This window comes from Sphingobacterium sp. BIGb0116 (assembly GCF_024808035.1).
Lineage (GTDB): Bacteria > Bacteroidota > Bacteroidia > Sphingobacteriales > Sphingobacteriaceae > Sphingobacterium > Sphingobacterium paramultivorum.
Map to the genome: position 1 here is coordinate 49946 of NZ_JANUDT010000009.1, position 22137 is coordinate 72082.

The following is a 22137-nucleotide window of genomic DNA, read 5'->3' on the forward strand; positions in this document are numbered from 1 at the left end:
AAAGAGATGATGACAATCAGGGCTAGAATAGCCGTTATTTTTATTGCTGCATTATTTTTGGGCTATGGCTTATATGAAGGGCATTATCAGACGGCTGTTCTGATAGCTGGTGGGATAGGCTATTTGATTTGGAGCCATTTTAGAGAAGGCTCCGTTTTTTTGGCAACGCAGGCTTTTCATAGGCAAGATTATGAAAAGACAAAAAATTTGCTCAATGAGATCAAGAACCCTGATGCCCTTCGCAAGGGTAGACGTAATTTCTATGAATTTATGATGGGAAATATTGCGCTTAAAGAAGAACGTGTCGATGAGGCCGAATATCATTTTCAGCTAGCTTCACGTCTGCCTTGGAAAAAAGATAATGAAAAGGGCATGGTCATGATTAATCTGGCAAATATAGCGCTGCGAAAGTTGGATTATGAAAGAGCGAGAGCGTATACAGATGTTGCCAATAAGTTACATCTGACCGCTAGACAGAACAGCATTATTACAAAAATAGAAAACGAAATTTCAAAACATTTATAGTGAGTACTACTTTACAAAACGACTTATTGATTAAAGCTGCATTCTCGCAGCAAACGGAAAGACCCCCTGTGTGGATGATGCGTCAAGCTGGACGCTTTATGAAGGAATATTGGGATATCAAGAATAAATATTCCTTTTTGGAAATGTGTAAAACGCCAGAAATCGCTGCGGATGTCACTATGCTTCCGGTAGATTTGCTAGGTATTGATGCAGCTATTTTATTTTCTGATATTTTAGTTACAGCTGAAGCTATGGGAGGGGATCTGTCCTTTGAACAAGGTGTAGGCCCTCGTTTTTCTAATCCTGTTCGTTCTGTAAAGGATGCAGAAGCTTTGTCTACCAATTGTTTGGATAAATTGCAGTATGTTGCTGATGCAATCAAGGTCATTCAACAACGTCTTGACAGCCGTATCCCCTTGATTGGCTTTGCGGGAGCACCATTTACAATCTTAAGTTATCTGGTTGAAGGTGGATCTTCAAAAGATTTTAAGTTAACGAAGTTGATGTTGAATAATCAGCCCGAGTTGGCACATATGATCCTTCAAAAGATTGCAGATGTAACGGTTGAATATTTGAATATGCAGATCGCAGCTGGCGTAAATGCGATTCAATTATTTGATAGCTGGGCCTTGGCTTTATCATGGAATGATTACCGTGATTTTTCGCATTATTATAATAAGCAGATTATCGCTAAGTTGAACCGTAAGGATATTCCAGTCATTTCCTTTTGTAAAGGATCTTCTGTTTTTGCACCAATGATGGTCGAAGCGCAACCTGATGTTGTTTCTATCGATTGGAACGCAGATTTAAAAAATATTAAACAATCTCTGCCACAGGGTATTGCTGTTCAAGGAAATTTGGATCCATTTGTTTTGTATGCAGATAAACCTGTTATCAAAAAGAAGATTATCGAACTATTTGAGCGCATGAGAGGTGAAAATGGTTTTATCTTTAACTTGGGACATGGTATCATGCCAGATATTCCTTTTGATAATGTAAAATATGCCATTGAGGTTGTAAAGGAATTTAGCTATTAGTTTGCTATCCGCTTCAAGAACAAAAACGACTTGCCAAAGGCAAGTCGTTTTTGTTTTAACAAGATCTAATCTATTTCGGTTGATATAGCACTTTTGTATATTGGATGTAAGATTTGCGCAATTGATGTTTGGACGTATTGAATGCTATTAACTTTTCTTATTTTTGTAACTATGGTCTATTTATATGCAAAAGCAGTTCATATTATCTTTGTGATTTGTTGGATGTCAGGTCTGTTTTATATGCCTCGACTCTTTATATATCATACAGAAGCTAAGGACAAGAGTCAAGAAGCGTTTGATGTTTTGCATAAAGAATTCAGTAAGATGGAAAAATTACTGTGGTGGGTTATTACTACTCCTGCGATGTACATCACAGTCCTTTCTGCACTAGTTATGTTATGCTATTCCCCTGGTTTATTATCCATGGGGTGGATGCATGTAAAACTGACATTCGTTCTGGGGATGATTATCTATCATTTTAGCTGCCAGAAGATTATGTTCAAATTGAGTCGTCAAGAATCCAAATTAACCTCAACAAATCTCCGTTTGTTTAATGAAGTCGCAACAGTTTTATTATTCGCGATTGTTTTTACTGTTGTCTTAAAATCGGCACTGAACTGGATATTTGGCGTTTTGGGGCTCTTAATTTTATCCATCGCTTTAATGATGGCCGTAAAACTTTATAAGAAGTACCGGAACAAGAAAGCATAACAAAATGTTAAATTCTTTGGTTTCTTAATCCTTTTTTATTCTGTGTAGTCGAAGGATTATTAATTGAATCGGATTATGTACAGGAAAATTTTGGTTATGGTCTCGTTGCTTATTGTCGCAACGGCTGGGTTTGCGCAGCGATACAGACCTTTTGGAGGGGCATTAAATATCTATTCTACAGATGTTCCATTTTTTCTTTATATCAACAACGTTTTGTATAATAATAGGGCTTCCACGGATATTAGGGTATCCAATTTGACGAGTCGTCGTTATGATTTGCGTATTGTATTTGCTGACAGACAGCAACGCACATTGAATGGCAGTGGCGTGCAACTTGTCAATCGAAATGGGCAATATATGAACGTTGTATTTTCTGTCAGTAGCAGAGGCGGAAATAGGGGGATTATCTTGGAATCCATGAATCCTGTTGATCGGTATAACAATGGGAATTATCGTGAGGATTTACCCTATGATAACCTGGATAGATATAATAATGAACAAGGTAATGAGCGATACAGACAATCAGAAGATCGTGACGATTTACCGAATAATAATCGAGATGGATATAATACTGGTTGGGGTAATGATCGCAGTAGACAGACAGGGGACTCTCAGATTTATCGCAACGGTGTAGAGGATCATCGTGGATATAATGAAAATAGTGGTCAGTCTGATAAAGGAGGAATGAATAAAACGAATTCCAATCGATTGAACGATCTATTAAATCAGAAGGAAAACGATCAGGATAGACTTGCTGTAGCTGCTCAGGAATTAAAAAGTATGCGTCTAAGTGTTACTGAAATTGTTGATTTAATGGAACTTTTTATACGAGATGATAATAAACTGGCCTTTGCTAAATATGCTTATCCGACCTGTGTGGATAAACAGAATTATGAGAAAGTAGGGGACGCCTTATCGTTCAGTTCAACAAGGGAAAAGCTAGTGGATTTTTTAAAAAAATAAAAGGAGCATTTTGCTCCTTTTTTTATTCACCGCCAAAGCAGATATATTTTAATTCCATATATTCATCCAAACCGTGTTTAGATCCTTCACGACCTACACCAGATTGTTTTACTCCACCAAAAGGAGCTGCTGCATTTGAAATAAGGCCTGTATTGACACCTACCATGCCAGCTTCTAGCTGTTCAGCGACACGAAAACAGCGATTTATATTTGTACTATAAAAATAGGAGGCTAGTCCAAATTCAGTCGTATTGGCCATTGCTATTCCATCTTCTTCTGTTTTGAAACTGAAAAGGGCGCAAATCGGACCAAAAGTCTCCTCGCGGAATATAAGCGCTTCTTTCGGAATGTTGGTCAGCACAGTTGGCTGGAAAAATAGATCTTTGATGACCTTTCCTCCAGTAGCCAATTCGGCACCATGATTTAATGCGTCTTGTACATGATGCTGTACTTTTTCTAGCCCTTTTGCATTGATTAAGGGACCTACCTGGACGTCTTTGTCAAGTCCGTTGCCAACTTTCAATTTACTGACAGCATGGCTAAGTTTCATCGAAAATTCATCATAGACATCTTCTTGGATTAGAAACCTATTGATGGAAACGCAAGTTTGCCCTGAGTTTCTAAATTTTCCGGCAATGGCTCCTTCGACAGCAGCATCAATATCCGCATCGTTAAAAACCAAAAAGGGAGCATTACCACCGAGCTCCATAGATACTTTTTTAATGTTAGAGGCTGATTGTTCTATGAGTGTTTTTCCGACTTCGGTTGAGCCTGTAAAGGATAGTTTTCTTATCAGGTCGTTCGTAGCTAGTTCTTTGCCTATACCAACACTGTCTTTTCCTGTAATGACATTAAAAACACCCTTCGGGATCCCAGCATCTTCAGCCAGTTTAGCCAATGCTATAGCGGAAAATGGGGTTTGGGAGGCCGGTTTTAGCACAACGGTACAACCAGCTACCAAAGCTGGAGCAACCTTTCGGGTGATCATCGCTAATGGAAAATTCCAGGGTGTAATTGCAGCTACGACCCCTACACCTTGCCTAATTGTAAGCATTCTCGTTCCTTTTTTATGAGAGGGTATCGTTTCGCCATAGGCCCTTTTTCCTTCTTCTGAAAACCATTCTACGAAAGAACTACCGTAGTCAACCTCTACCCTCGATTCGCTTAGCGGTTTGCCGCTTTCTAGGGTCATGATTTCCGCAAGATCGTCTTTATAGTGTTGAATAAGATCGTACCATTTGCGGACGATGTTGCAACGTTCCAGTACAGTTGTGTTTTTCCAGCTTTTCCATGCCTTGTCAGCATCAATTATGGCTTTAGTACAGTCAACAACTTTTAGATCTGGCAACGAAGCAATAACTTTTCCTGTTGCAGGATTTACCACATCAAAGGTGTGTTTTGACTTGATAAATTTCCCATTGATATAGGCACTGTCAATTAAAAGTGTATTTTTCATCGATGTAAATTTAATTGTCACAAGTATAATTAGAAGATTTCTGAACAAAACTTCACTTTAATATGATTGTTGTTTGTTCAAATGAATCTTTCTCGTTCAGATTTTGAAGGTATTGTACAAAACTCATTTTTTCCAAACCATCGATAGCGGTTTTTAGCAAAATAATCATAAAGCACATCTCTCCACTTGAGTGGTAAAATCTTCAGTAAATAACAAGTAATGTAGGGGAAGCCCAACTGCTTACAAATCTTTAAAACAGCTTCACTTTTGAGATAGGTACCGGCTGGAGATAGGAAAACGATGGAATCAGTATTTTTGGGAATATTTGTTAGCGCGGCCCGGGCAAATTCAGACTGCAAGGAACTAAATAAGAATTTCTTTCTGCGATCTATCCTTAATAATAGTTGAACAAAGCGATTACAGATCAAGCAATCACCATCGAAAAAGATGATATATCTCCCTTGTTGTTCCATATTATAAAGTTACTTCTATTTATTGAAAGTACTGCCATAACAAGATCATAAATGGGAGTGATTTTATCATCATCGGAGTTTAATTCTCTATGTTAAAAAAGGCGGTGTTTCCAATAGAAACACCGCCTTTTTTAATTCCTTTTTATAGATTTTTCATGATTGTATGTCCCATACGATCCCTTTTAGTTTTTAAGTACTCTTCATTAAAGGGATTTGCCGTTATTTCAATAGGTACATTTTCTATGATTTCAAGACCATAACCTACTAGGCCAGCACGTTTTGTCGGATTATTTGACATAAGACGCATTTTTGTGACACCAAGATTTCTAAGAATCTGGGCTCCTACACCGTAGTCTCTTAAATCTGCCTTGAACCCTAACTGCACATTGGCGTCTACCGTATCCAAACCATTTTCTTGTAATTTGTAAGCATGTAGCTTATTGATCAGTCCAATACCACGACCTTCTTGATTCATATAGACAATAACACCTTTACCTTCTTGTTGGATCATTTCCATTGCTTTGTGCAATTGAGGGCCACAGTCACAACGGCAAGAACCAAAAATATCACCGGTAACACAAGAGCTGTGCACTCGTACTAAAATAGGTTCATCTTCATTCCACTCACCTTTGTAAAGCGCTAAATGTTGTTCGCCAGTGTCCTTTTGTGTAAAGGCTTTCATTTTAAAATCACCATATTGCGTAGGCATATTAACAGTGACTTCTTCATTGATTAAAGAGTCGTGCTTAAGACGGTATTCAATCAGATCTTCAATACTAACGATCTTTAAATCAAATTTTTTAGCAACTTCCATTAGTTCCGGAAGTCTGGCCATTTCACCATCTTCTTTTAGAATCTCAACCAATACACCCGCTGGTTCAAATCCTGCTAATCGAGCAAGGTCAACTGTAGCTTCAGTGTGTCCTGTGCGACGTAATACACCACCATCTTTCGCTATGAGCGGGAAAATATGTCCTGGTCTACCTAATTCTTCATAATGAATATTAGGATCGATCATTGCTTTAATTGTTTTCGAGCGGTCCGACGCAGAAATACCAGTTGTACAACCATATCCCTGTAAGTCAATGGAAACTGTAAAGTTCGTTTCATATACCGCTGTATTCTGTCCCACCATTAAGTCAAGATGTAATGCATCTGCTCTTTCTTTTGTAATTGGGGCACACACTAGTCCACGACCGTGAGTCGCCATAAAGTTGATGATTTCGGGGGTTGCATTGCGGGCCGCAGTGACAAAGTCTCCTTCATTTTCGCGATCTTCGTCATCCACGACGATTACTACTTTTCCTGCCTGTATATCAGCGATCGCTTCTTCGATCGTGTTTAATTTGAAATCCATTTATTGATATATTGTAATTGGTACAAAGTTAGTGTAGAATCTAAATTTATTTATAATAGCGTTGTCACAATCTAATGTGATTCTTTTAATTTATTCTTTTTTGCAAGCTTTTCCTTAATCCACTTCCAAGCGGCTTCTATTTTTAATTTATATTGATCAATATCAAATAAGGCAGAATCAGTCGTCGACTTGTACGTTAGAAAAGCGGCTAATGGTGTTAAGACAATAATGGCCATCCACATACCTACGGCTGATGATATAGCACCATCTTTCGCTGTTTTTTCTGCAACTGTAGAGATAATGTGATAGATCAGAAAGAAAATGATGGCCATCACGACCGGAAGACCGAGTCCACCTTTTCTGATAATTGCTCCTAGTGGAGCTCCGATTGCAAATAGTAAAAGACAGGAGACAGCTAGGGTAAACTTGCGATGCCATTCAATACGATAGCGTATATCTTTCGATTTGTAATCTTTAAATTCAAGTGTACGGCCATTCAGATCTTCCTTTAAATAATTCAACTGGTTTAACGCATTCATGGTGATCTGTGCCCGTTGTTCTTGGGGAACCAGATCGGTAAGCAAATTTTTAAAAGGTTTGATCTTAGCTTCTTTGACTTTTGGCTGTCCAGGTTGATTCGCACTAAAATATTTCGAATAGATATTATATCGGGTGTCTAATGTACGGACGATTGCTTTTCCCATACTGTCTATCTTAATATGGTTGGAATCGATGTACATGTCTAACTGTTTCAGGTTTAACATTGCATGGTGGCTCTTGAAGAGATTTTCATCCGTTTTACCTTGTTGAAAACTTCCCATATCAAACTTTTGCTCTGTTTCCTTGAACTTAAATCGCGTAAATTGCTGACGTGGATCGTAGGTTTTTGAGTTTTTAGTCCGTGCTTCCTCATAGCGGATACCATCCTTAAGTTTTAGGATCATATAATTGTTGTCAGGAGAGTTATAGATATACCCTTCTTTAGCCATAAGTACATTATTGGCTGTATTACCGCCACGATGATCATAGATCATCAAGTCATAGAGAATTGTTCCCGCTTTGTTTTTTCCTCTAGCGCGGATCGAGTAACCTGGAATGGTGTTGTTAAAGATTCCGGGTTTGATGAGGAAATCTGCCTTTTTATTACGTACATCAGTAAGTAGGGTACCCATTTTTAGGTTCACTACGGGGAGAATATAGTCAGAGAACAGAAAAGAACTTGTTGCGAAAATTGCAACGAGTATGAATAGCGGGGTCATCGCTTTACGTAAAGATACGCCCGCAGCCTTGATCGCAACTAATTCATAGCTTTCACCCAGATTTCCGAAAGTCATAATGGAGGAAAGGAGCATGGATAAAGGCATTGCCATTTGGATTTGAACAACGCATTGATATCCAATTAGCTCCATGATCGTATACCATTCAAATCCTTTTCCAATCAAATCATCAATGTACTTGAATAGGAAAAGCATCAATAAGACAAACATCACAATAAAGAATGTGACAATAAATGGTTTTATGAAAGCTTGAAGAATAAGTAAATGAACCTTTTTCATCCGTGACGCAAAGCAAATTGATGCCTTTACATTAAGGCATCTACCAACTAAGGAGCTCCAGCTGGAGCCCTTAGTGGAAATATATTGCAAAGATAGGCTTTTTTATGCACCTATAACACTTTGAAGATAGACTATTGAATTTTTCCAAATTAACTTCCTATTTTCAAGGTCTTCTTCTTTAGCGTAATCTGTTATTTTAAGAGCAACATCATTTGTTAGCTCGTCTTGATCGATCTCCAGATCGAAATAATAGGGATCATCATCGAGCCATTTAAAGCGTACAGATTTATTTTCTTTCGATGCTACAATTTTTGCTCGGTGAGGTTCATCATCCCAAATGAAAGTATAAACGGTGTCTTTATAGTTTACATCATCTGCAAACCATTGCGCCAATTCGTTTGGTTCTTGCAAATACGGAAATAAAATTCTAGGTGAAGAGTTGATGATATATTCTAGTTGGAATTTTATTTTATCTGCCATAAAAATGTTTTTTTAAATTTTAGTTTGTTTAAATCAAAAATAAGCTATATTTGCATTCCCAAAATGGCGGGGTAGCTCAGATGGTTAGAGCGTTGGATTCATAACCCAAAGGTCGGCAGTTCGATTCTGCTCCCCGCTACAAATCTCTTCCAAAATTGCTTTTTACTACATCAACTTATTATTTGTAATAATACATATTTATTTTGTTATTGCAAGTTTTTTTGTAAAAAGTTGCCCCTGTTTTTTGATAAACATGTTGTTTTTAGGACTATCAATTTTTTCAACATCAGTTTCTATTTTTCAATGATAAATTTATTGAGTTAAAAATGAGTTTGTTGTGTTTAATGCGAGTTTTAAATAGGTCAGAATTGGTAAAAAAATAAAAAAATCTTTTGAATTGACATACGAAGTGGTATATTTGCATACCGAAACGGCGGGGTAGCTCAGATGGTTAGAGCGTTGGATTCATAACCCAAAGGTCGGCAGTTCGATTCTGCTCCCCGCTACCAAAAGCATCAGTCTGTTAAGATTGATGCTTTTTTTATGATTGCATGTATTTCCTTTTTATCGCATTACCTTTTTTTCGCCGCTGACAAGAGTACATCTATCTTTGTATTGTTTCATGGATAATACTTAAATAATGAATATAAGATCTATACTAACTCTATTCTATTTTTTTATCTGCTATCATGTTTTTGCACAACAAGGCACAATAAGCCATGTCGTTACACATCAACGGAAGACCATTCTATGTGATGTACAGAAAGGCGAGAATTCCTATCCAGCTTGGGGGATATTTCCAAAAGAAAACTATCCTGTAAGGAAGGTTACTATGTTTGTTACGCTTGGGAGCCCCGATAGTTTGCGCACAGCGCATTGGGATTATTTGGATCACATCTTATTGCGTCGTAAAGGAGGAAAAAATGGACCTGTGCTAAATTATGAATTAGGAAGAATGCTTACGCCATATGGTAGTATTTACAATAAAGGATGGAGTTGGAAATGGCAGGTCGATGTAACTGATTTTGCTCCTTTCTTAAGGGATAGCGTGGAAATTGTCTATACTCATTCTGGTTTTGAGGACAAGACTGTAGGGTGGGCACTTACTGTAGATTTTGAAATTTTATCAGGTCCACCAGTTGTTACCCCATTGGGAATAACAGCGCTGTGGAATAAAGCATATAAATACGGGGATGTCAACGAAAAGATAGGAGAAAATCTACTACCAATAACATATACCTCGAGTCCGGGAGCAGCATTGAGCCGAATACGTATTCAGCATACAGGGCATGGTATGGATAAACCACGTGGCTGTAGTGAATTCTGTAGCCGATGGCGCGAACTCACCTTCGATGGAAAGACTGTAGACAGACGTGATATGTGGAAGAAATGTGGTGGTAATCCACTTTATCCACAAGGCGGGACCTGGGTACATGACCGCGCATATTGGTGTCCTGGAGATTTACAGCAGCCTGATTTTATTGATGTATTTACTAAAGTTGGTACTCATCAAGTTGCCTTACAAATGGAACCCTATACAGCGACTGATAATGTACAGGCAGTCGAAAATATATCCGCTTACTTGTTTCAATATTCAGCCCCAAAACAAAAAGTAGATGCTGCGGTCGAGTCAATAATGGTTCCAAGTGATGAACAGCGTTTTTCTAGATTAAATCCGGCGAGTGCTGGTCCAAAGATTTCTTTCAGAAATTTGGGTGCTGACCCGATTCGATCCCTAGAAATTGTTTATGGCACGAAAGGATTTCCAGTCAAAACTTTCCATTGGAAAGGTAATCTTTCTTTTAATCAAGTTGCAGAAGTTATCCTACCAGCAGAAATACAGGAAAAAGATCAGGAGAATGTATTTACGGTGTCACTTCTTAAACCTAATGGAAAGCCGGATGCGTGGCCCACAGACAATAAGGCGGAAAGCGTCTTTACAGCTCTGCAGAAATTTCCCACTGATTTTATTTTGGAGTTTATGACCAATAATAAACCAGCGGATAATCGTATATTTCTAATTAATGCAAAGCAGGATACAGTCTTTCGTAAAAAAGGCTCTCAACTTGCTACTGAAACTATGTATAGAGATACTTTACATCTTACTGAGGGAAATCACTCGCTCTCTTTGGTTGATACCGCAGGTAACGGACTGCAGTTTTGGGCACAACCTGAAAATGGTGATGGCCATTTACGGATCTTCGATCTGAAAGGAAACCTTATTCATGCTTTTGAAAGCGATTGTGGAAATGGCGAGATGTTTAGTTTCAATGCCAAACGTGGATTTGAGATGAACACAATTTCAACGCAATATGCCTTCTCACTTTATCCAAGGTCGGTTGTGGATAAGACACAACTGAGCGTAGTGTCCAATAAAAAGAGTGAGATGACTGTCCTTTTTATGGTTGATGGCGTTTTGTGGCAAAAACATGAATACAAATCTGTTCAACAAGCTGTCCTGAACTATGATCTGAGCCATTTACCTTCAGGAAGAATAATCGTTGAAGTTCTGATGGATGGTATTAGCCGATTTAAAGGACGGATAAATAAAAGATAACCGGATAAAAGAAAAGGACGAAGATATTTTGTGCCTAGATTTTGAAGAATTAGATAAAAAAGCTCCATTAATGGAGCTTTTTTTATCTGTTTAATCAATTGTCGTCGTAAGCTAAGCCTTTCCAGTCTTCTCTCTGTAAGTACTTCAGCATAAAAAAGAATACGACCCATGCAAGTCCAGCTAAGATCCAAATTAGAGTTTCATAATGGAAAATTGTTTTATGTAAGTATCCCAAAATACCCAATAGACCTAATATCAGTAGATTAGTTATTGCTTTTGAATTGGATTGACTAGCCTTCGAAAATGGATAGTTTTTGACAATGAAAAGCATAATCAGAATACTTTCGATTCCGCCAATCGCGGAAGATAATAGCAGATCATTAATAGAACTGAGACCAAATAGCGGTACACAGATAGAAAGAAACAGTATGTTGAACGGTAAAACATATTTAATCAGACATGCTTTAAGAACTCCAGTCATCAGCTGTCCCGGTTTTTGTATCGGAGTCACATGGTAGACCCAGGCCGCTTTATATTTATTACTTTGAGTAATAAGCTGGAAAACGGTTAGTATGGTTAATAACGAAAGATAAAACATAATGATATACAAGCCTGAATCCCGAAGCTTCGCTATTTTGCCAGCTATTGGGAGATCATCTCCTGTACGTAGAAATAAAAAAATAAAATAAATAGGTAGATAAGCCAACGAAGGGTATAGCTGTTGCTTAAATTCTCTCGTTTTAGAACTTATTAGCCATACGATGCCAAATCCAGCCTCTTCAACCGGGGATGAGCAAACGTTCGAAGAGATCCTTTTATATAGCGGTAATTTGGAGGGATTATCTCGGGTTAATTGTGAAGTTTCACTAGGGAGGTTGTCGGCACTTGCTAGTGCAGCTATTTTTGCATTAAATCCCCGTGAAAATAGCTTAGTACAAGCGTAGATACCAGCAAAGGGAGTTAGTATTCCCAGTGTTGATAAGATGACCAAATGTACATTGTGGTTACCAAAGAGTAATGGTTGGAATGATGCAATCCAGGTACTTGGGAATATCCAAAGAAATCTGAGCTGTTCCATCGTTAAATGGGATTCCACAATAGATTGGATCAAATTTGGGCCAACATAATAGGATAGAAAAAGAACCAGTGAGAGACCGATCTGTATATAAGTAATTACATCTTTAAACTTTTGGATGGGGAGATATTTGATGCTAATCAGATAAAATCCATTAACAAATATCAGCGCGATTAAAGTGCTTAGTATAAGCTGCAGGCATAAAAGAAAGACGGAGACGATATCCCAATTGAATAATACATAAATAAGCACGGGTAAGGTCAACGCGATTACTTGATTAAAAAGCTTGATTGCAATAAAAGTTATTCGGGAAATAGCTAAAGTCTTGTCATTAACTGGTCTAGGCATAATGATATACTGATCCCGAGTATCTAATAATATGGGTGAAAAATCGGACACCAACGTAATGCTTAACATGCTAATGAAACTGAGTAGCATAATCGAAATGGCTAAGTACCTATCTGGAATCGAAAAAATAATTACCATGAATATCAGGCCAAAGATGAGATACAATAGGAATTGTAAAATCGATGACGAAGAAGATGATTTTCCTGAGCTACGTTTTCTAAAGCTAATAGGTTTTCTATTCTCTAAGATTACTTTGGTTTCTAAGATGATCTTAAACTGTTCATAATTGATGCCTAGGCCTTTCCAAACCCCACGAAAAAGAAGGATAAATTTTAAGATAAATTTTTCCATGTTATTGAATGGCTGTAATGATATTGGAAGCATCTAATGCACTGCTGCCAGTATTGGTTAATTTAGCAAATATATGCTCCAGGGATTCGCTAGGATCTGTTTTTAGTTCCTCAATCGTGCCATTCGCAATGATGCTGCCCTGGTTTATCAGTAAAATCCGATCAGATACTTTTTCAACAACGTCCATCATATGTGAACAATAGAAAATTGTTTTCCCTTCTTTTGCAAGTAATGAAATAAGTTCTTTAACAACGATAACAGCATTGGCATCGAGTCCAGATAATGGTTCATCTAGCACGATAATTTGTGGGTTATGAATAATTCCTGAAATTAAAAGTACTTTTTGACGCATTCCTTTGGAGAAGGTATCCATCCTATTATTTGCATTAGCTTCAAGGCCAAAGGCTGCTAACAGTTTTAAGGAACGTTCTAGGATGACATTATCTTTCATTCCATAGAGTTTACCTACAAAATCCAAGTATTCCATGGGAGTCAGGACGTCATATAATTCTGCGTTTTCGGGAACATATCCCAATAATGCTTTTACTGCAAGTGGATCTTCTTGAATATTGATGCCATTAATTTCTACAGTGCCTGTGAAATCTTCGATTAGTCCTGTTAATATTTTAACGGTAGTGGATTTACCGGCACCATTTGGGCCAATATATCCGATAACTTGACCTGGGAATATGTCAAGGTTGATTCCTTTCAATATTTCTTTTACTCCGTATGATTTTTTTAGGTCAACAATTCGGATGAGAGGTAATATACTTTCCATATGATTATAATCTTCAAAGTAAACTTACATAAAAAATTGGAGTTATAGTTTCCAATTGAAAAGTATATACTTAATATTCTTGAGAAGAATGTCTCTATTTTAATCAATGGAAAAGGGACCTTTTGGTCCCTTCAAAAACTATGTTATTTTTCGGAAATACTACCTGTCGTTCTTGGGATATCCCTCTTCATCGAGATCATCTCTCAGATCTTCTTCGTTCTCGGCTAATTTCTTGTCTAAAGGGGATAACCGTTCATGTTTAAAAGTCTCAATTCGCATGTTAGCTTCATCTAGATCTTCTTCTTCGAGCTCACCTTGTGTTGCATACTCATCTCCGACAAATGGATTAGAATCATCGTATGTTGAATCATCATCGATTGCGCCCTCAGCTACTGTATTATAGTCAGCGGGGTGGTCATAGTCTGGATCATTGTCATCGACATCCATTTCATAACTGTCAAGCTCTTCATTAAAAGCAAGGTCCTGATCCATATCGGGATAGTCTTCTTCGACTTTCCCATTTTTACGCTCTTTTTTTGACATAATCCTACTCATGTTATTCATTTGTAAAACAGTTCTCAAAAAAAAAAGTTTTGGATTTATTCGGCAAACCGATTATTCCAAAAGTATTAGGAGATTATGGGGTCGAATATCCTTTGGAAAGTTAAAAACGCAAAAAATGGTTAAAGCAGTAAAACAATGTAATTATATGTTTGTTCTATCCTAAAACAGGAATTATGATCTTCAAGCGTTTAAATTATCAGACTTTACAGAGTTTACGCCTACAAGGCTACAATATTTTATTGACTATTGGTCGAGCTGAAGACGAGAACCCAATTTATTTCCCGATGAAATTGGATTCTTTTAATTGCAGTAGCTCAAATTTTGAAAGTGATGATGCAGCGACTTTTCAAGGAAAGAAGATTCTTATTTTGGATGAAGCCATTCAACGCTCCTTAAATCATGATCTTAATGGTATAATCCAGCTTGATAATTAAGCGCTATTTTTAGCTCTTTTATAAGAGCTGGGTGTAATATTTCTTTTCTTCTTATAGAAATTGGTCAGGTGACTTTCATCATTAAATCCTAGTTCTTCTACAATTTGTTTCATTGTGTATCTGTTGGATGCTAATCTCTCTTCAACTAGTTTAATACGAATATCATCTATATATACTTTGTAGCTTTTTGAGTATCTTTTTTTAAAAAATGCCCCAAAATAATTTGCTGAAATTTGGAACTGATCTGCGATCGACTTGATTTGTAATTTATCCGGGAAATAAATATTTTGCTGTATGTATTGCTCGATCTCTTGAGACATTTCATATGACTCGTTAATAGGTAGCTCCAGATCCTTCAATATATTTTCGACTAAAGCGAAAAGCGACATTGTCTGGTGGAATATAAAAATTGAAGATGCTGTATCTTCACTCTCATATTGTTGAATCAGAGATATTACCCGCTCGATTAGTTTTTTATTTTCCTTTTTAAGCGATAGGCTCTTATTTAATAAAGTCTTCGAGTTGAAGATATCAACCGGATTGTGAGAAAGTCTGAAATTTTGCTGTATAAAGTGCAGGTCTTTAAAATAGGAGTTTGAGAAATAGAGGACAAATGCGATTGTATCTTTTTTTGTCTCAAGTGTTTCGAAATCTTTATTCAAAAAAAGTAAATTCTCTTTTGAAAATTTCAAGTTATTCCCTTTCGATACGAGTATGCCTTCGGATATATAAACTAACGCAAAATCAAAACCCGTTTTGTTTAGTTCTAATTTTTGTTTGTGTTTGATTTTTTGAGATTCGAAAGATAAATTCATCATATGTACAGACCCTATTGGAAAATAATCGCTACAAACCTAAGAAAAATGGATTAAAGACTTTACTTTTTTCCTCTTTTAAATCTGAATGGATTACAGTCGCGTATTCACAATAAAATATAAATCATTTGTTAAACGGTTATCAAGTGCTTTTTGCATTTCTGGTCATCTTTTCAATAGTATCCCATTGATCTTCAGGAATAATATCCAATCCATTGAACTCTCCAGCCCCCTTAAGCCATTCGCCGCCATCTATCGTGATAACATCTCCGTTGATATAACTAGCATAATCGGATACCAGATAGGCTGCGAGGTTAGCTAATTCCTCCAGTTTGCCCAAGCGGCCCAAGGGAATACGTTTGGTAGGTGAGAGGAGTTCGCCTAATTCGCCCGGGAGTAACCGTTCCATGGCGCCCGAAGTTTGGAATGGACCAGGAGCTATAGCGTTGAGTCTTATTCCTTTTTTTCCCCATTCTACAGCTAGAGATCTGGTTAGCGCAAGAACTCCGGCTTTAGCAGTTGCAGAAGGAACAACATATCCAGACCCCGTCCAAGCATAGGTGGTGACGATACTGAGTATAGCTTTATTAGGTTCATTTGCCTCAATCCACCGCTTGCCCAGTGCTAGGGTATAGTTTATACTCCCTTGGAGAACGATACCAATGACAGATTCGAAAGCTCGGGGGCTTAGACGTTCGGTAGGGGAGATAAAATTTCCAGCAGCATTGTTTATGAGGATATCTATCCCCCCAAAATGTTCATATCCATAGGAAACGACGCGTTCGACATCTTCATAATTACGCACGTCTCCAGCTACTGCAAGACATTTTGCCTGATGTTTTTCCGACAATTCGTTTGCTGTATGTTGTATAACATCATCTTTGCGGCTTGTGATCAGGCAAGAAGCGCCAAGCTCGAGAAAGTAATCTGTCATGGCTTTCCCTAGACCTGTACCACCACCCGTAATCAAAATTCGTTTTCCTTTTAACGCGTTTTCCTTTAACATGCCCATATGCTGTTCAGTTTTTATGTATCCTTAAGTTACAAAAATTTGGGGTAAAATAAAAGCCACGGTGGAGCGGATAAAAATAGTTCGGGAATAAATGGAGGTAGAGATATAAACAGAAACAGGAGCTATTCGATGAATAGCTCCTGTTTTAAAATTTCCATTCTGAATAGAATGGAGGTATGCTTATGCGCCTAATTGTACGCGTTTGAAAGCAGTTACAGTCAATCCTTTAGAAACTGAATCTAGGAATTGAGCGATGTTTTTAGAAGAATCTTTTACGAATTCTTGGTTTAACAACGTTGTATCTTTGAAGAATTTGTTCAATTTACCTTGAGCAATTTTCTCAGCCATTTCAGCTGGTTTTCCTTCAGCAATGATTTGCTCTTTTGCAATAGCAATTTCACGCTCAATTGTGTTTTGATCAACACCGTCTTTGTCAATTGCAATAGGGTTCATTGCAGCAATTTGCATTGCAACATCTTTACCAGCTTCTTCAGCACCAGCTGCATCAGCAGAAAGACCTACTAATACACCTAAACGGTAGTTACCGTGGATATAAGCGATTACTTTTTCAGCAGTGATAGTTTCGTATTTAGAAACGTCGATTTTCTCGCCAATTACACCAGTTTGCTCGATTAAAGAATCAGCGATTTTTTTGCCATCAAGTTCCAACCCTTTTAGTTCTTCCAAAGAAGCAGGTTTATTGTTTAATGCAAGATCTGCAATTTTTTCTGCGAAAGCGACGAAATCTGCGTTTTTAGCTACGAAGTCAGTTTCACAGTTAACTTCAACTACGATACCTGATTTACCATCCGCAGTGGCTTTAGCGATGATAACACCTTCGTTAGAGTCGCGATCTTGACGGCTAGCAGCTACTTTAGCGCCTTTTTTACGCAAGTAATCTACAGCAGCTTCAAAGTCACCATTAGACTCAACTAAAGCTTTTTTACAATCCATCATACCAGCGCCAGTTTGTTGACGCAATTTGTTTACATCTGATGCAGAAATTTGTACTGACATGTTTATTTCTTTTTATTATTATTTACGACTGAAATTTGTACAATATTAACTTAAAACATGTTAAGCTAATATGAAGTTTAACATTCCTTGATAAACGAGTGTTGTTAAACCAAAAAACCGGACAGATAGGCTAGTTCAAGAAAAGTAAACTTTTCCAGAAACTAACGCTACGCTATCCGGTTTGGAATAAAAATATTATTCTCCGTCTTTCGCTTTGCGAGGACGTTTAGCTTCTGAAGCATCTCCATTATCAGCTTTTGCTTTAGCAGCAGCAGCATCTTTTTCCGCTTCTTCTTCTTTGTCGCGTTTGCGCTCGTCCAAACCTTCTTGGATTGCTTGACCAATAATACCTGCGATTAAGCTAATAGATTTGCTAGCGTCATCATTTGCAGGGATTGGGAAATCAATGTTTGAAGGGTCAGAGTTTGTATCTACCATTGCAAAAGTAGGGATGTTCAATTTCATTGCTTCAGAAACAGCGATGTGTTCTTTTTTCACATCGATGATGAATAAAGCAGCTGGCAAACGGTTCAAATCAGCGATACCTCCTAAAAGGTTTTCTAATTTGATACGCTCACGTTGAATCATTAACTTCTCCTTTTTAGACAATACATCGTAAGTACCGTCTTTTTGCATTTTGTCAATGTTAGACATTTTTTTGATAGACTTACGAACTGTAGCGAAGTTTGTAAGCATACCACCTAACCAACGCTCAGTTACGAAAGGCATGTTAACCTCTTTTGCTTGTTGTGCGATGATCTCTTTTGCTTGTTTTTTCGTAGCTACGAATAAAACTTTGCGACCTGATTTTACGATTTGTTTGATAGCTGAAGCAGCTTCTTCTAATTTCGTAAGAGTTTTGTTCAAGTCAATGATGTGGATACCGTTGCGCTCCATGAAAATGTACTTAGCCATTTTCGGATCCCATTTACGTGTAAGGTGACCAAAGTGCACACCTGCATCCAATAAATCTTGATAAGTAGTTCTTGCCATTTTTTGATCCTCCTTTGATTAACGTTTACTGAATTGGAATCTTCTACGAGCCTTACGACGTCCTGGTTTCTTACGCTCAACCATACGGTCATCACGTGTTACTAAACCTTTCGCGCGTAATGCAGGTTTAACTTCTGGGTTAAGTTCAACCAAAGCTTTTGCGATCGCTAAGCGAACAGCTTCTGCTTGACCTTTAACACCACCTCCGTTAACGTTTACTTTTACATCAAAGTTTGCTAATTCACCAGCTACATTCAATGATTGAGTAGCGATGTATTGCAAAGGTAATGTTGGGAAATACTCTTTGAAGTCTTTACCGTTTATGATAATGTTTCCGCTACCAGCAGTTAAGTAAATGCGGGCAACAGCAGTTTTTCTTCTTCCTGAAGTGTTAGTTGTTGACATGTCGATTCTCCTTAAAATTTAACTGGTTTTGGATTTTGTGCCTCATGTTTGTGCTCTGTACCGGCATAAACGTAAAGGTTTTTAAACAATTGACGACCTAAACGGTTTTTAGGAAGCATACCACGAACAGCTTTTTCAATGATGCGCTCAGGGAATTTAGCCATTAACTCTTTAGGAGAAACGAAACGTTGACCACCTGGGTATCCAGTGTAGCGCACGTAAACTTTGTCGCCTAATTTGTTTCCTGTTAATCTGATTTTGTCTGCATTGATAACAATCACGTTATCTCCACAGTCTACGTGTGGGGTGAATGTAGGCTTGTGCTTACCACGAATTACTTTCGCGATGTTGCTCGCCAAACGCCCCAAAATCTCTCCTTCAGCGTCAACAACGATCCACTCTTTGTTAACGGTGTTCTTGTTGGCAGAGACAGTTTTGTAACTTAACGTATTCACTTGCTTTTGTTTAAATAATTTATTAAAAAATTTTTCTTCCCCTTATCTCAAGGGTCTGCAAAGGTACATCTATTATTCTATATTTTAAAATCTATTTTGCTTATTTTATTGAAAACGAGTCGAATTTCAAACAAGCCCCACTAATCTCAATATTTTTACAACTTCCTCGAATGAATATTGTTACATTAGTTAGTATATTGCAGGAAGAATTTTTTAATTATTTAGCGGAAGTAGATGAGATTGAATTTTTTAAATAAACGATTTTTTTTAAGTTTTATTGGTGTATTCCTTTTTGCGGCGTCTTCATTGCAAGCGCAATCGCTAGATAAGAAGACAAAACCGTATGATGCTCGATTTAAAAATGTGCAGGAAATATTGAAGCAAGGCAAAATTGGTCCGGGCATGGATTCTCTGGACGCCATTATAGCAGACTTTCCGCAGGCAGATGACATCTATTTTACAAAGGCAATTCTTCTTGCGCAGATGCGAAATCAGGACGGAGCGATCCAAGCCATTAAAGATGCGCTGGCGATCCAGTCTAAACCTGAATATCTAAGCTTCGCAGTCGACGCATTTAAAAGTAAAAATGATGCTGACAGTGCGTTGATTTATCTCGATAAGCTGATTGATCAGGACGATAATAATACGGCCTCACTAAAACGCGAACGCATCATGCTCCTTTTCAACGGTGGGTATAAAGATGTGGCTTTGGAGTATTTCTATAAAACCAAAGAAATTGCAACAGCTTCGGATACATTGGACATGGTTGGTAGTGTTTTATTAAATGATGCTGGTAATTATAAAGCTGTTATTGATCTTTTGAAACCTTGGGCAGACAAAGGGACTTCGTTGGCTCAGGTGTATGGTCAGTTGGCGCAGGCGTACAATCTTTCCAAAAATTCAAAACTTGCGCTGGAATATATTAACAAGGGGATTCAGACTACAAAAGAGGATTTCCTTTATTTCGATTTAGCTGATCTCTATCGATTTGATAAAAAACTCAAGTTATCTTTCGATGCACTCAAACAGGGATTTCAGTCTAAAAAGGTTGACTTTACAGACAAAAATCGGATTATAATGACCTTATTGAATCCGAAAGGACCCTATACGAAAGATCAGCTTTTGGAATTGGTCAATATCCTAGTTGAAGTTCACCCACGGATTGCAGAAAGCCATATGGCGAAAGGACAGGTGCTTTGGTTGAAAGATGATAAAACTGCTGCACAAAGTTCCCTAGCAGTCGCCGTTAGTATGAACCCTTATCAAATCGATGCATGGCGGATGTTGATGAGCCTGGATATGGACAAAGGCGAGTTTGACCAAGCAATCGCTCATGGCGGAGAGGCCTTACATTATGTCTCCAACAACGCCACAATACTCTATTTTACGAGTATGGCCTATCTCATGAAAAAGGATATGGAAAATAGCCGGAAATTTATGGAAGCTGCACTTAATAATGCACAGGAGGAATCTCCTTTTCTCCAGGCAAATATCTATGGAGGATTGGGTGATATTTATAACTCACTTAAAATGTATAAAGCCTCCGATGCAGCTTATATCGAAGCTATACGGCTCGATAGTACAAATGTGACGGCGATGAACAATTTAGCATACTATTTGTCGTTAAGAAAAGAACGACTTGATGATGCGACAAAATATGCTGCAATGGCGACGAAATTGCAACCCAATAACGGAACTTTTGAAGATACTTATGCTTGGGTGCTGTTTGCTGATGGAAAATATGACGATGCATTAGTCTGGATTCAAAAAGCATTGAAAAATACAAATCCGCAAACTTCGGTGTTGTTGGAGCATTATGGCGATATCCTAATTAAGTTAGGGAAAACAAACGATGCTATAAAACAGTGGAACCTTGCTTTAGAAAAGGGAGTGGACTCAGATGAAAATAAGCTGAAATTGAAAAAGAAGATTGAGACTAAAAGTTATGTGGAATAAAATTGTCTGTGTTGGTGCTGTGCTGTTGCTGCTCTCTTCTTGTAGTTCGAAGAAGAAACTACTCAAAGAAGCGGAGCTCAAAGCTCAAAACGAGTTGACGATAAAAGATAACACAAGGGAGGCAAAGAAAAATAGCTTACGTAATCTTTTTTTGACCAATTTGAACTATACTACTTTTTCTGGCAAAGCGAAAATGCGTCTTGACCTTGGAAAGGACAATTATGATGTCACTTCTAATATTAGAATAGAGAAAGATAAAAGGATCTGGATTTCTATTTCTGCGACACTGGGTATAGAGGTTGCCCGGGTATTAATAACCCCAGACAGCGTACAGATCTTAAATAAATTTCAGAGCGAATATATGGTTAAGCCATTTGACTACCTGTATCGTTTTGCTAGTCCGGATTTAACTTTCGGAAACCTACAAGATTTGTTGCTAGCCAATCTTTCTGTGAATCTATTGGCAGATATTGATCAGGTTAATTTTAAACAGGATTCGATATCTGTCCAGTTAGATGGCAAGTTGAATGAACTAGATTTTTTATATAAATTAAATAATAACAATAGGCCTTATCAATTTAGATTAGCGCAACTTTCAAAGAAACAGTTGTTGGAAGCCAATTACGGGGAATATGCCATGGCCTCCGGACAGGAATTTCCAATGCTTTTAAAAATGATCATTTCGGATGGTCGCCAAGAGATAAAAACGGAAATAAATTTTAATAAAGTGACCTTTAATGAACCGGTCGAAATGCCTTTTTCAGTATCGTCACGTTATAAAGTAATCCGATGAGAAGCTGTCTATTTCCTTTAGATTTA

At 37.7% G+C, this 22137-nt stretch carries 22 protein-coding genes and 2 tRNA genes; 10 read left to right on the plus strand and 14 right to left on the minus strand.

Translation table 11 applies throughout. The features are described 5' to 3' along the window. The first annotated feature begins 6 nt into the window (after window positions 1-6). From M2419_RS19985 to M2419_RS20000, 4 genes are all read left to right on the plus strand, one after another. A complete protein-coding gene (locus tag M2419_RS19985) occupies window positions 7-525 on the plus strand; it encodes a hypothetical protein (RefSeq protein WP_227550269.1) in 519 nt (172 codons plus the stop codon). Beyond that, on the plus strand, window positions 525-1562 hold the full coding sequence (gene hemE, locus M2419_RS19990) for a uroporphyrinogen decarboxylase (protein WP_153847269.1): 1038 nt from the start codon (window positions 525-527) through the stop codon (window positions 1560-1562). Before M2419_RS19985 ends, hemE begins: the two co-directional genes overlap by 1 nt. 171 nt (window positions 1563-1733) lie before the next feature. Next, entirely contained in the window at window positions 1734-2273 is a 540-nt protein-coding gene (locus tag M2419_RS19995) for a CopD family protein (protein ID WP_159731123.1), read from the plus strand. A gap of 75 nt (window positions 2274-2348) precedes the next feature. Next, window positions 2349-3236, plus strand: coding sequence for a DUF4476 domain-containing protein (locus M2419_RS20000; RefSeq protein WP_159731125.1), 888 nt, complete (start codon window positions 2349-2351; stop codon window positions 3234-3236). A 22-nt stretch (window positions 3237-3258) separates the two neighbouring features. Here the strand turns inward: M2419_RS20000 and M2419_RS20005 are convergent, their stop codons facing one another. The 5 genes from M2419_RS20005 to M2419_RS20020 form a co-directional block, all read right to left on the minus strand. After that, entirely contained in the window at window positions 3259-4692 is a 1434-nt protein-coding gene (locus M2419_RS20005) for an NAD-dependent succinate-semialdehyde dehydrogenase (protein ID WP_159731127.1), read from the minus strand. 77 nt (window positions 4693-4769) lie between these two features. After that, on the minus strand, window positions 4770-5165 hold the full coding sequence (locus M2419_RS27530; protein ID WP_153847265.1) for a thiol-disulfide oxidoreductase DCC family protein: 396 nt from the start codon (window positions 5163-5165) through the stop codon (window positions 4770-4772). Between the two features lie 142 nt (window positions 5166-5307). Beyond that, entirely contained in the window at window positions 5308-6522 is a 1215-nt protein-coding gene (locus M2419_RS20010; protein ID WP_075994158.1) for a bifunctional 3,4-dihydroxy-2-butanone-4-phosphate synthase/GTP cyclohydrolase II, read from the minus strand. Window positions 6523-6593: 71 nt separating this feature from the next. Beyond that, entirely contained in the window at window positions 6594-8078 is a 1485-nt protein-coding gene (locus tag M2419_RS20015) for an LptF/LptG family permease (RefSeq protein WP_159731129.1), read from the minus strand. A gap of 102 nt (window positions 8079-8180) precedes the next feature. Continuing rightward, a complete protein-coding gene (locus M2419_RS20020) occupies window positions 8181-8558 on the minus strand; it encodes an START-like domain-containing protein (RefSeq protein ID WP_070563117.1) in 378 nt (125 codons plus the stop codon). A 65-nt stretch (window positions 8559-8623) separates the two neighbouring features. Here M2419_RS20020 and M2419_RS20025 point away from each other — a divergent pair. The 3 genes from M2419_RS20025 to M2419_RS20035 all read left to right on the plus strand — a co-directional run bounded on the left by M2419_RS20025 (window position 8624) and on the right by M2419_RS20035 (window position 11115). Further along, window positions 8624-8697, plus strand: a tRNA-Met gene (locus tag M2419_RS20025). A gap of 293 nt (window positions 8698-8990) precedes the next feature. Continuing rightward, window positions 8991-9067: transfer RNA gene (locus M2419_RS20030), tRNA-Met, on the plus strand. Between the two features lie 131 nt (window positions 9068-9198). Continuing rightward, window positions 9199-11115: a peptide-N-glycosidase F-related protein gene (locus tag M2419_RS20035; RefSeq protein WP_153847263.1), complete on the plus strand. Its 1917-nt coding sequence runs from the start codon at window positions 9199-9201 to the stop codon at window positions 11113-11115. 94 nt (window positions 11116-11209) lie between these two features. Here the strand turns inward: M2419_RS20035 and M2419_RS20040 are convergent, their stop codons facing one another. From M2419_RS20040 to M2419_RS20050, 3 genes are all read right to left on the minus strand, one after another. Further along, window positions 11210-12889 (minus strand): hypothetical protein, encoded by a 1680-nt coding sequence (locus tag M2419_RS20040; protein WP_153847262.1) that lies wholly within the window; start codon window positions 12887-12889, stop codon window positions 11210-11212. A 1-nt stretch (window position 12890) separates the two neighbouring features. Further along, the gene (locus M2419_RS20045; protein ID WP_153847261.1) at window positions 12891-13667 is read right to left on the minus strand and encodes an ABC transporter ATP-binding protein; all 777 of its coding nucleotides are present in this window, start codon (window positions 13665-13667) and stop codon (window positions 12891-12893) included. Window positions 13668-13826: 159 nt separating this feature from the next. Next, window positions 13827-14222 (minus strand): hypothetical protein, encoded by a 396-nt coding sequence (locus M2419_RS20050; protein ID WP_227550268.1) that lies wholly within the window; start codon window positions 14220-14222, stop codon window positions 13827-13829. A 182-nt stretch (window positions 14223-14404) separates the two neighbouring features. Between M2419_RS20050 and M2419_RS20055 the strand changes: the two genes are divergently transcribed. After that, window positions 14405-14665 carry a hypothetical protein gene (locus M2419_RS20055; RefSeq protein WP_182330778.1) on the plus strand — a complete coding sequence of 87 codons (261 nt, stop codon included), beginning with the start codon at window positions 14405-14407 and terminating at the stop codon, window positions 14663-14665. On the opposite strand, the gene M2419_RS20060 is transcribed toward M2419_RS20055, so the two are convergent. The 6 genes from M2419_RS20060 to rplM form a co-directional block, all read right to left on the minus strand. Beyond that, window positions 14662-15483 carry an AraC family transcriptional regulator gene (locus tag M2419_RS20060; RefSeq protein ID WP_153847259.1) on the minus strand — a complete coding sequence of 274 codons (822 nt, stop codon included), beginning with the start codon at window positions 15481-15483 and terminating at the stop codon, window positions 14662-14664. The two genes, M2419_RS20055 and M2419_RS20060, sit on opposite strands and share 4 nt — an antisense overlap. A 139-nt stretch (window positions 15484-15622) precedes the next feature. After that, window positions 15623-16486 (minus strand): SDR family oxidoreductase, encoded by an 864-nt coding sequence (locus tag M2419_RS20065; RefSeq protein ID WP_153847297.1) that lies wholly within the window; start codon window positions 16484-16486, stop codon window positions 15623-15625. 186 nt (window positions 16487-16672) lie between these two features. Next, window positions 16673-17509, minus strand: a complete 837-nt coding sequence (gene tsf, locus M2419_RS20070; RefSeq protein WP_153847258.1) for a translation elongation factor Ts — start codon at window positions 17507-17509, stop codon at window positions 16673-16675. 195 nt (window positions 17510-17704) lie between these two features. Beyond that, the gene (gene rpsB / locus M2419_RS20075) at window positions 17705-18502 is read right to left on the minus strand and encodes a 30S ribosomal protein S2 (protein WP_046671991.1); all 798 of its coding nucleotides are present in this window, start codon (window positions 18500-18502) and stop codon (window positions 17705-17707) included. Between the two features lie 18 nt (window positions 18503-18520). Next, on the minus strand, window positions 18521-18907 hold the full coding sequence (rpsI, locus tag M2419_RS20080) for a 30S ribosomal protein S9 (protein ID WP_046671992.1): 387 nt from the start codon (window positions 18905-18907) through the stop codon (window positions 18521-18523). Between the two features lie 11 nt (window positions 18908-18918). Next, window positions 18919-19362 carry a 50S ribosomal protein L13 gene (rplM, locus tag M2419_RS20085; RefSeq protein ID WP_077437655.1) on the minus strand — a complete coding sequence of 148 codons (444 nt, stop codon included), beginning with the start codon at window positions 19360-19362 and terminating at the stop codon, window positions 18919-18921. 234 nt (window positions 19363-19596) lie between these two features. Between rplM and M2419_RS20090 the strand changes: the two genes are divergently transcribed. Together M2419_RS20090 and M2419_RS20095 are read left to right on the plus strand one after the other, a co-directional pair. Continuing rightward, entirely contained in the window at window positions 19597-21318 is a 1722-nt protein-coding gene (locus M2419_RS20090) for a tetratricopeptide repeat protein (RefSeq protein ID WP_153847257.1), read from the plus strand. After that, window positions 21308-22111, plus strand: a complete 804-nt coding sequence (locus M2419_RS20095) for a DUF4292 domain-containing protein (RefSeq protein ID WP_153847256.1) — start codon at window positions 21308-21310, stop codon at window positions 22109-22111. The genes M2419_RS20090 and M2419_RS20095 overlap by 11 nt, the downstream gene beginning before the upstream one ends. Window positions 22112-22137 lie beyond the last annotated feature (26 nt).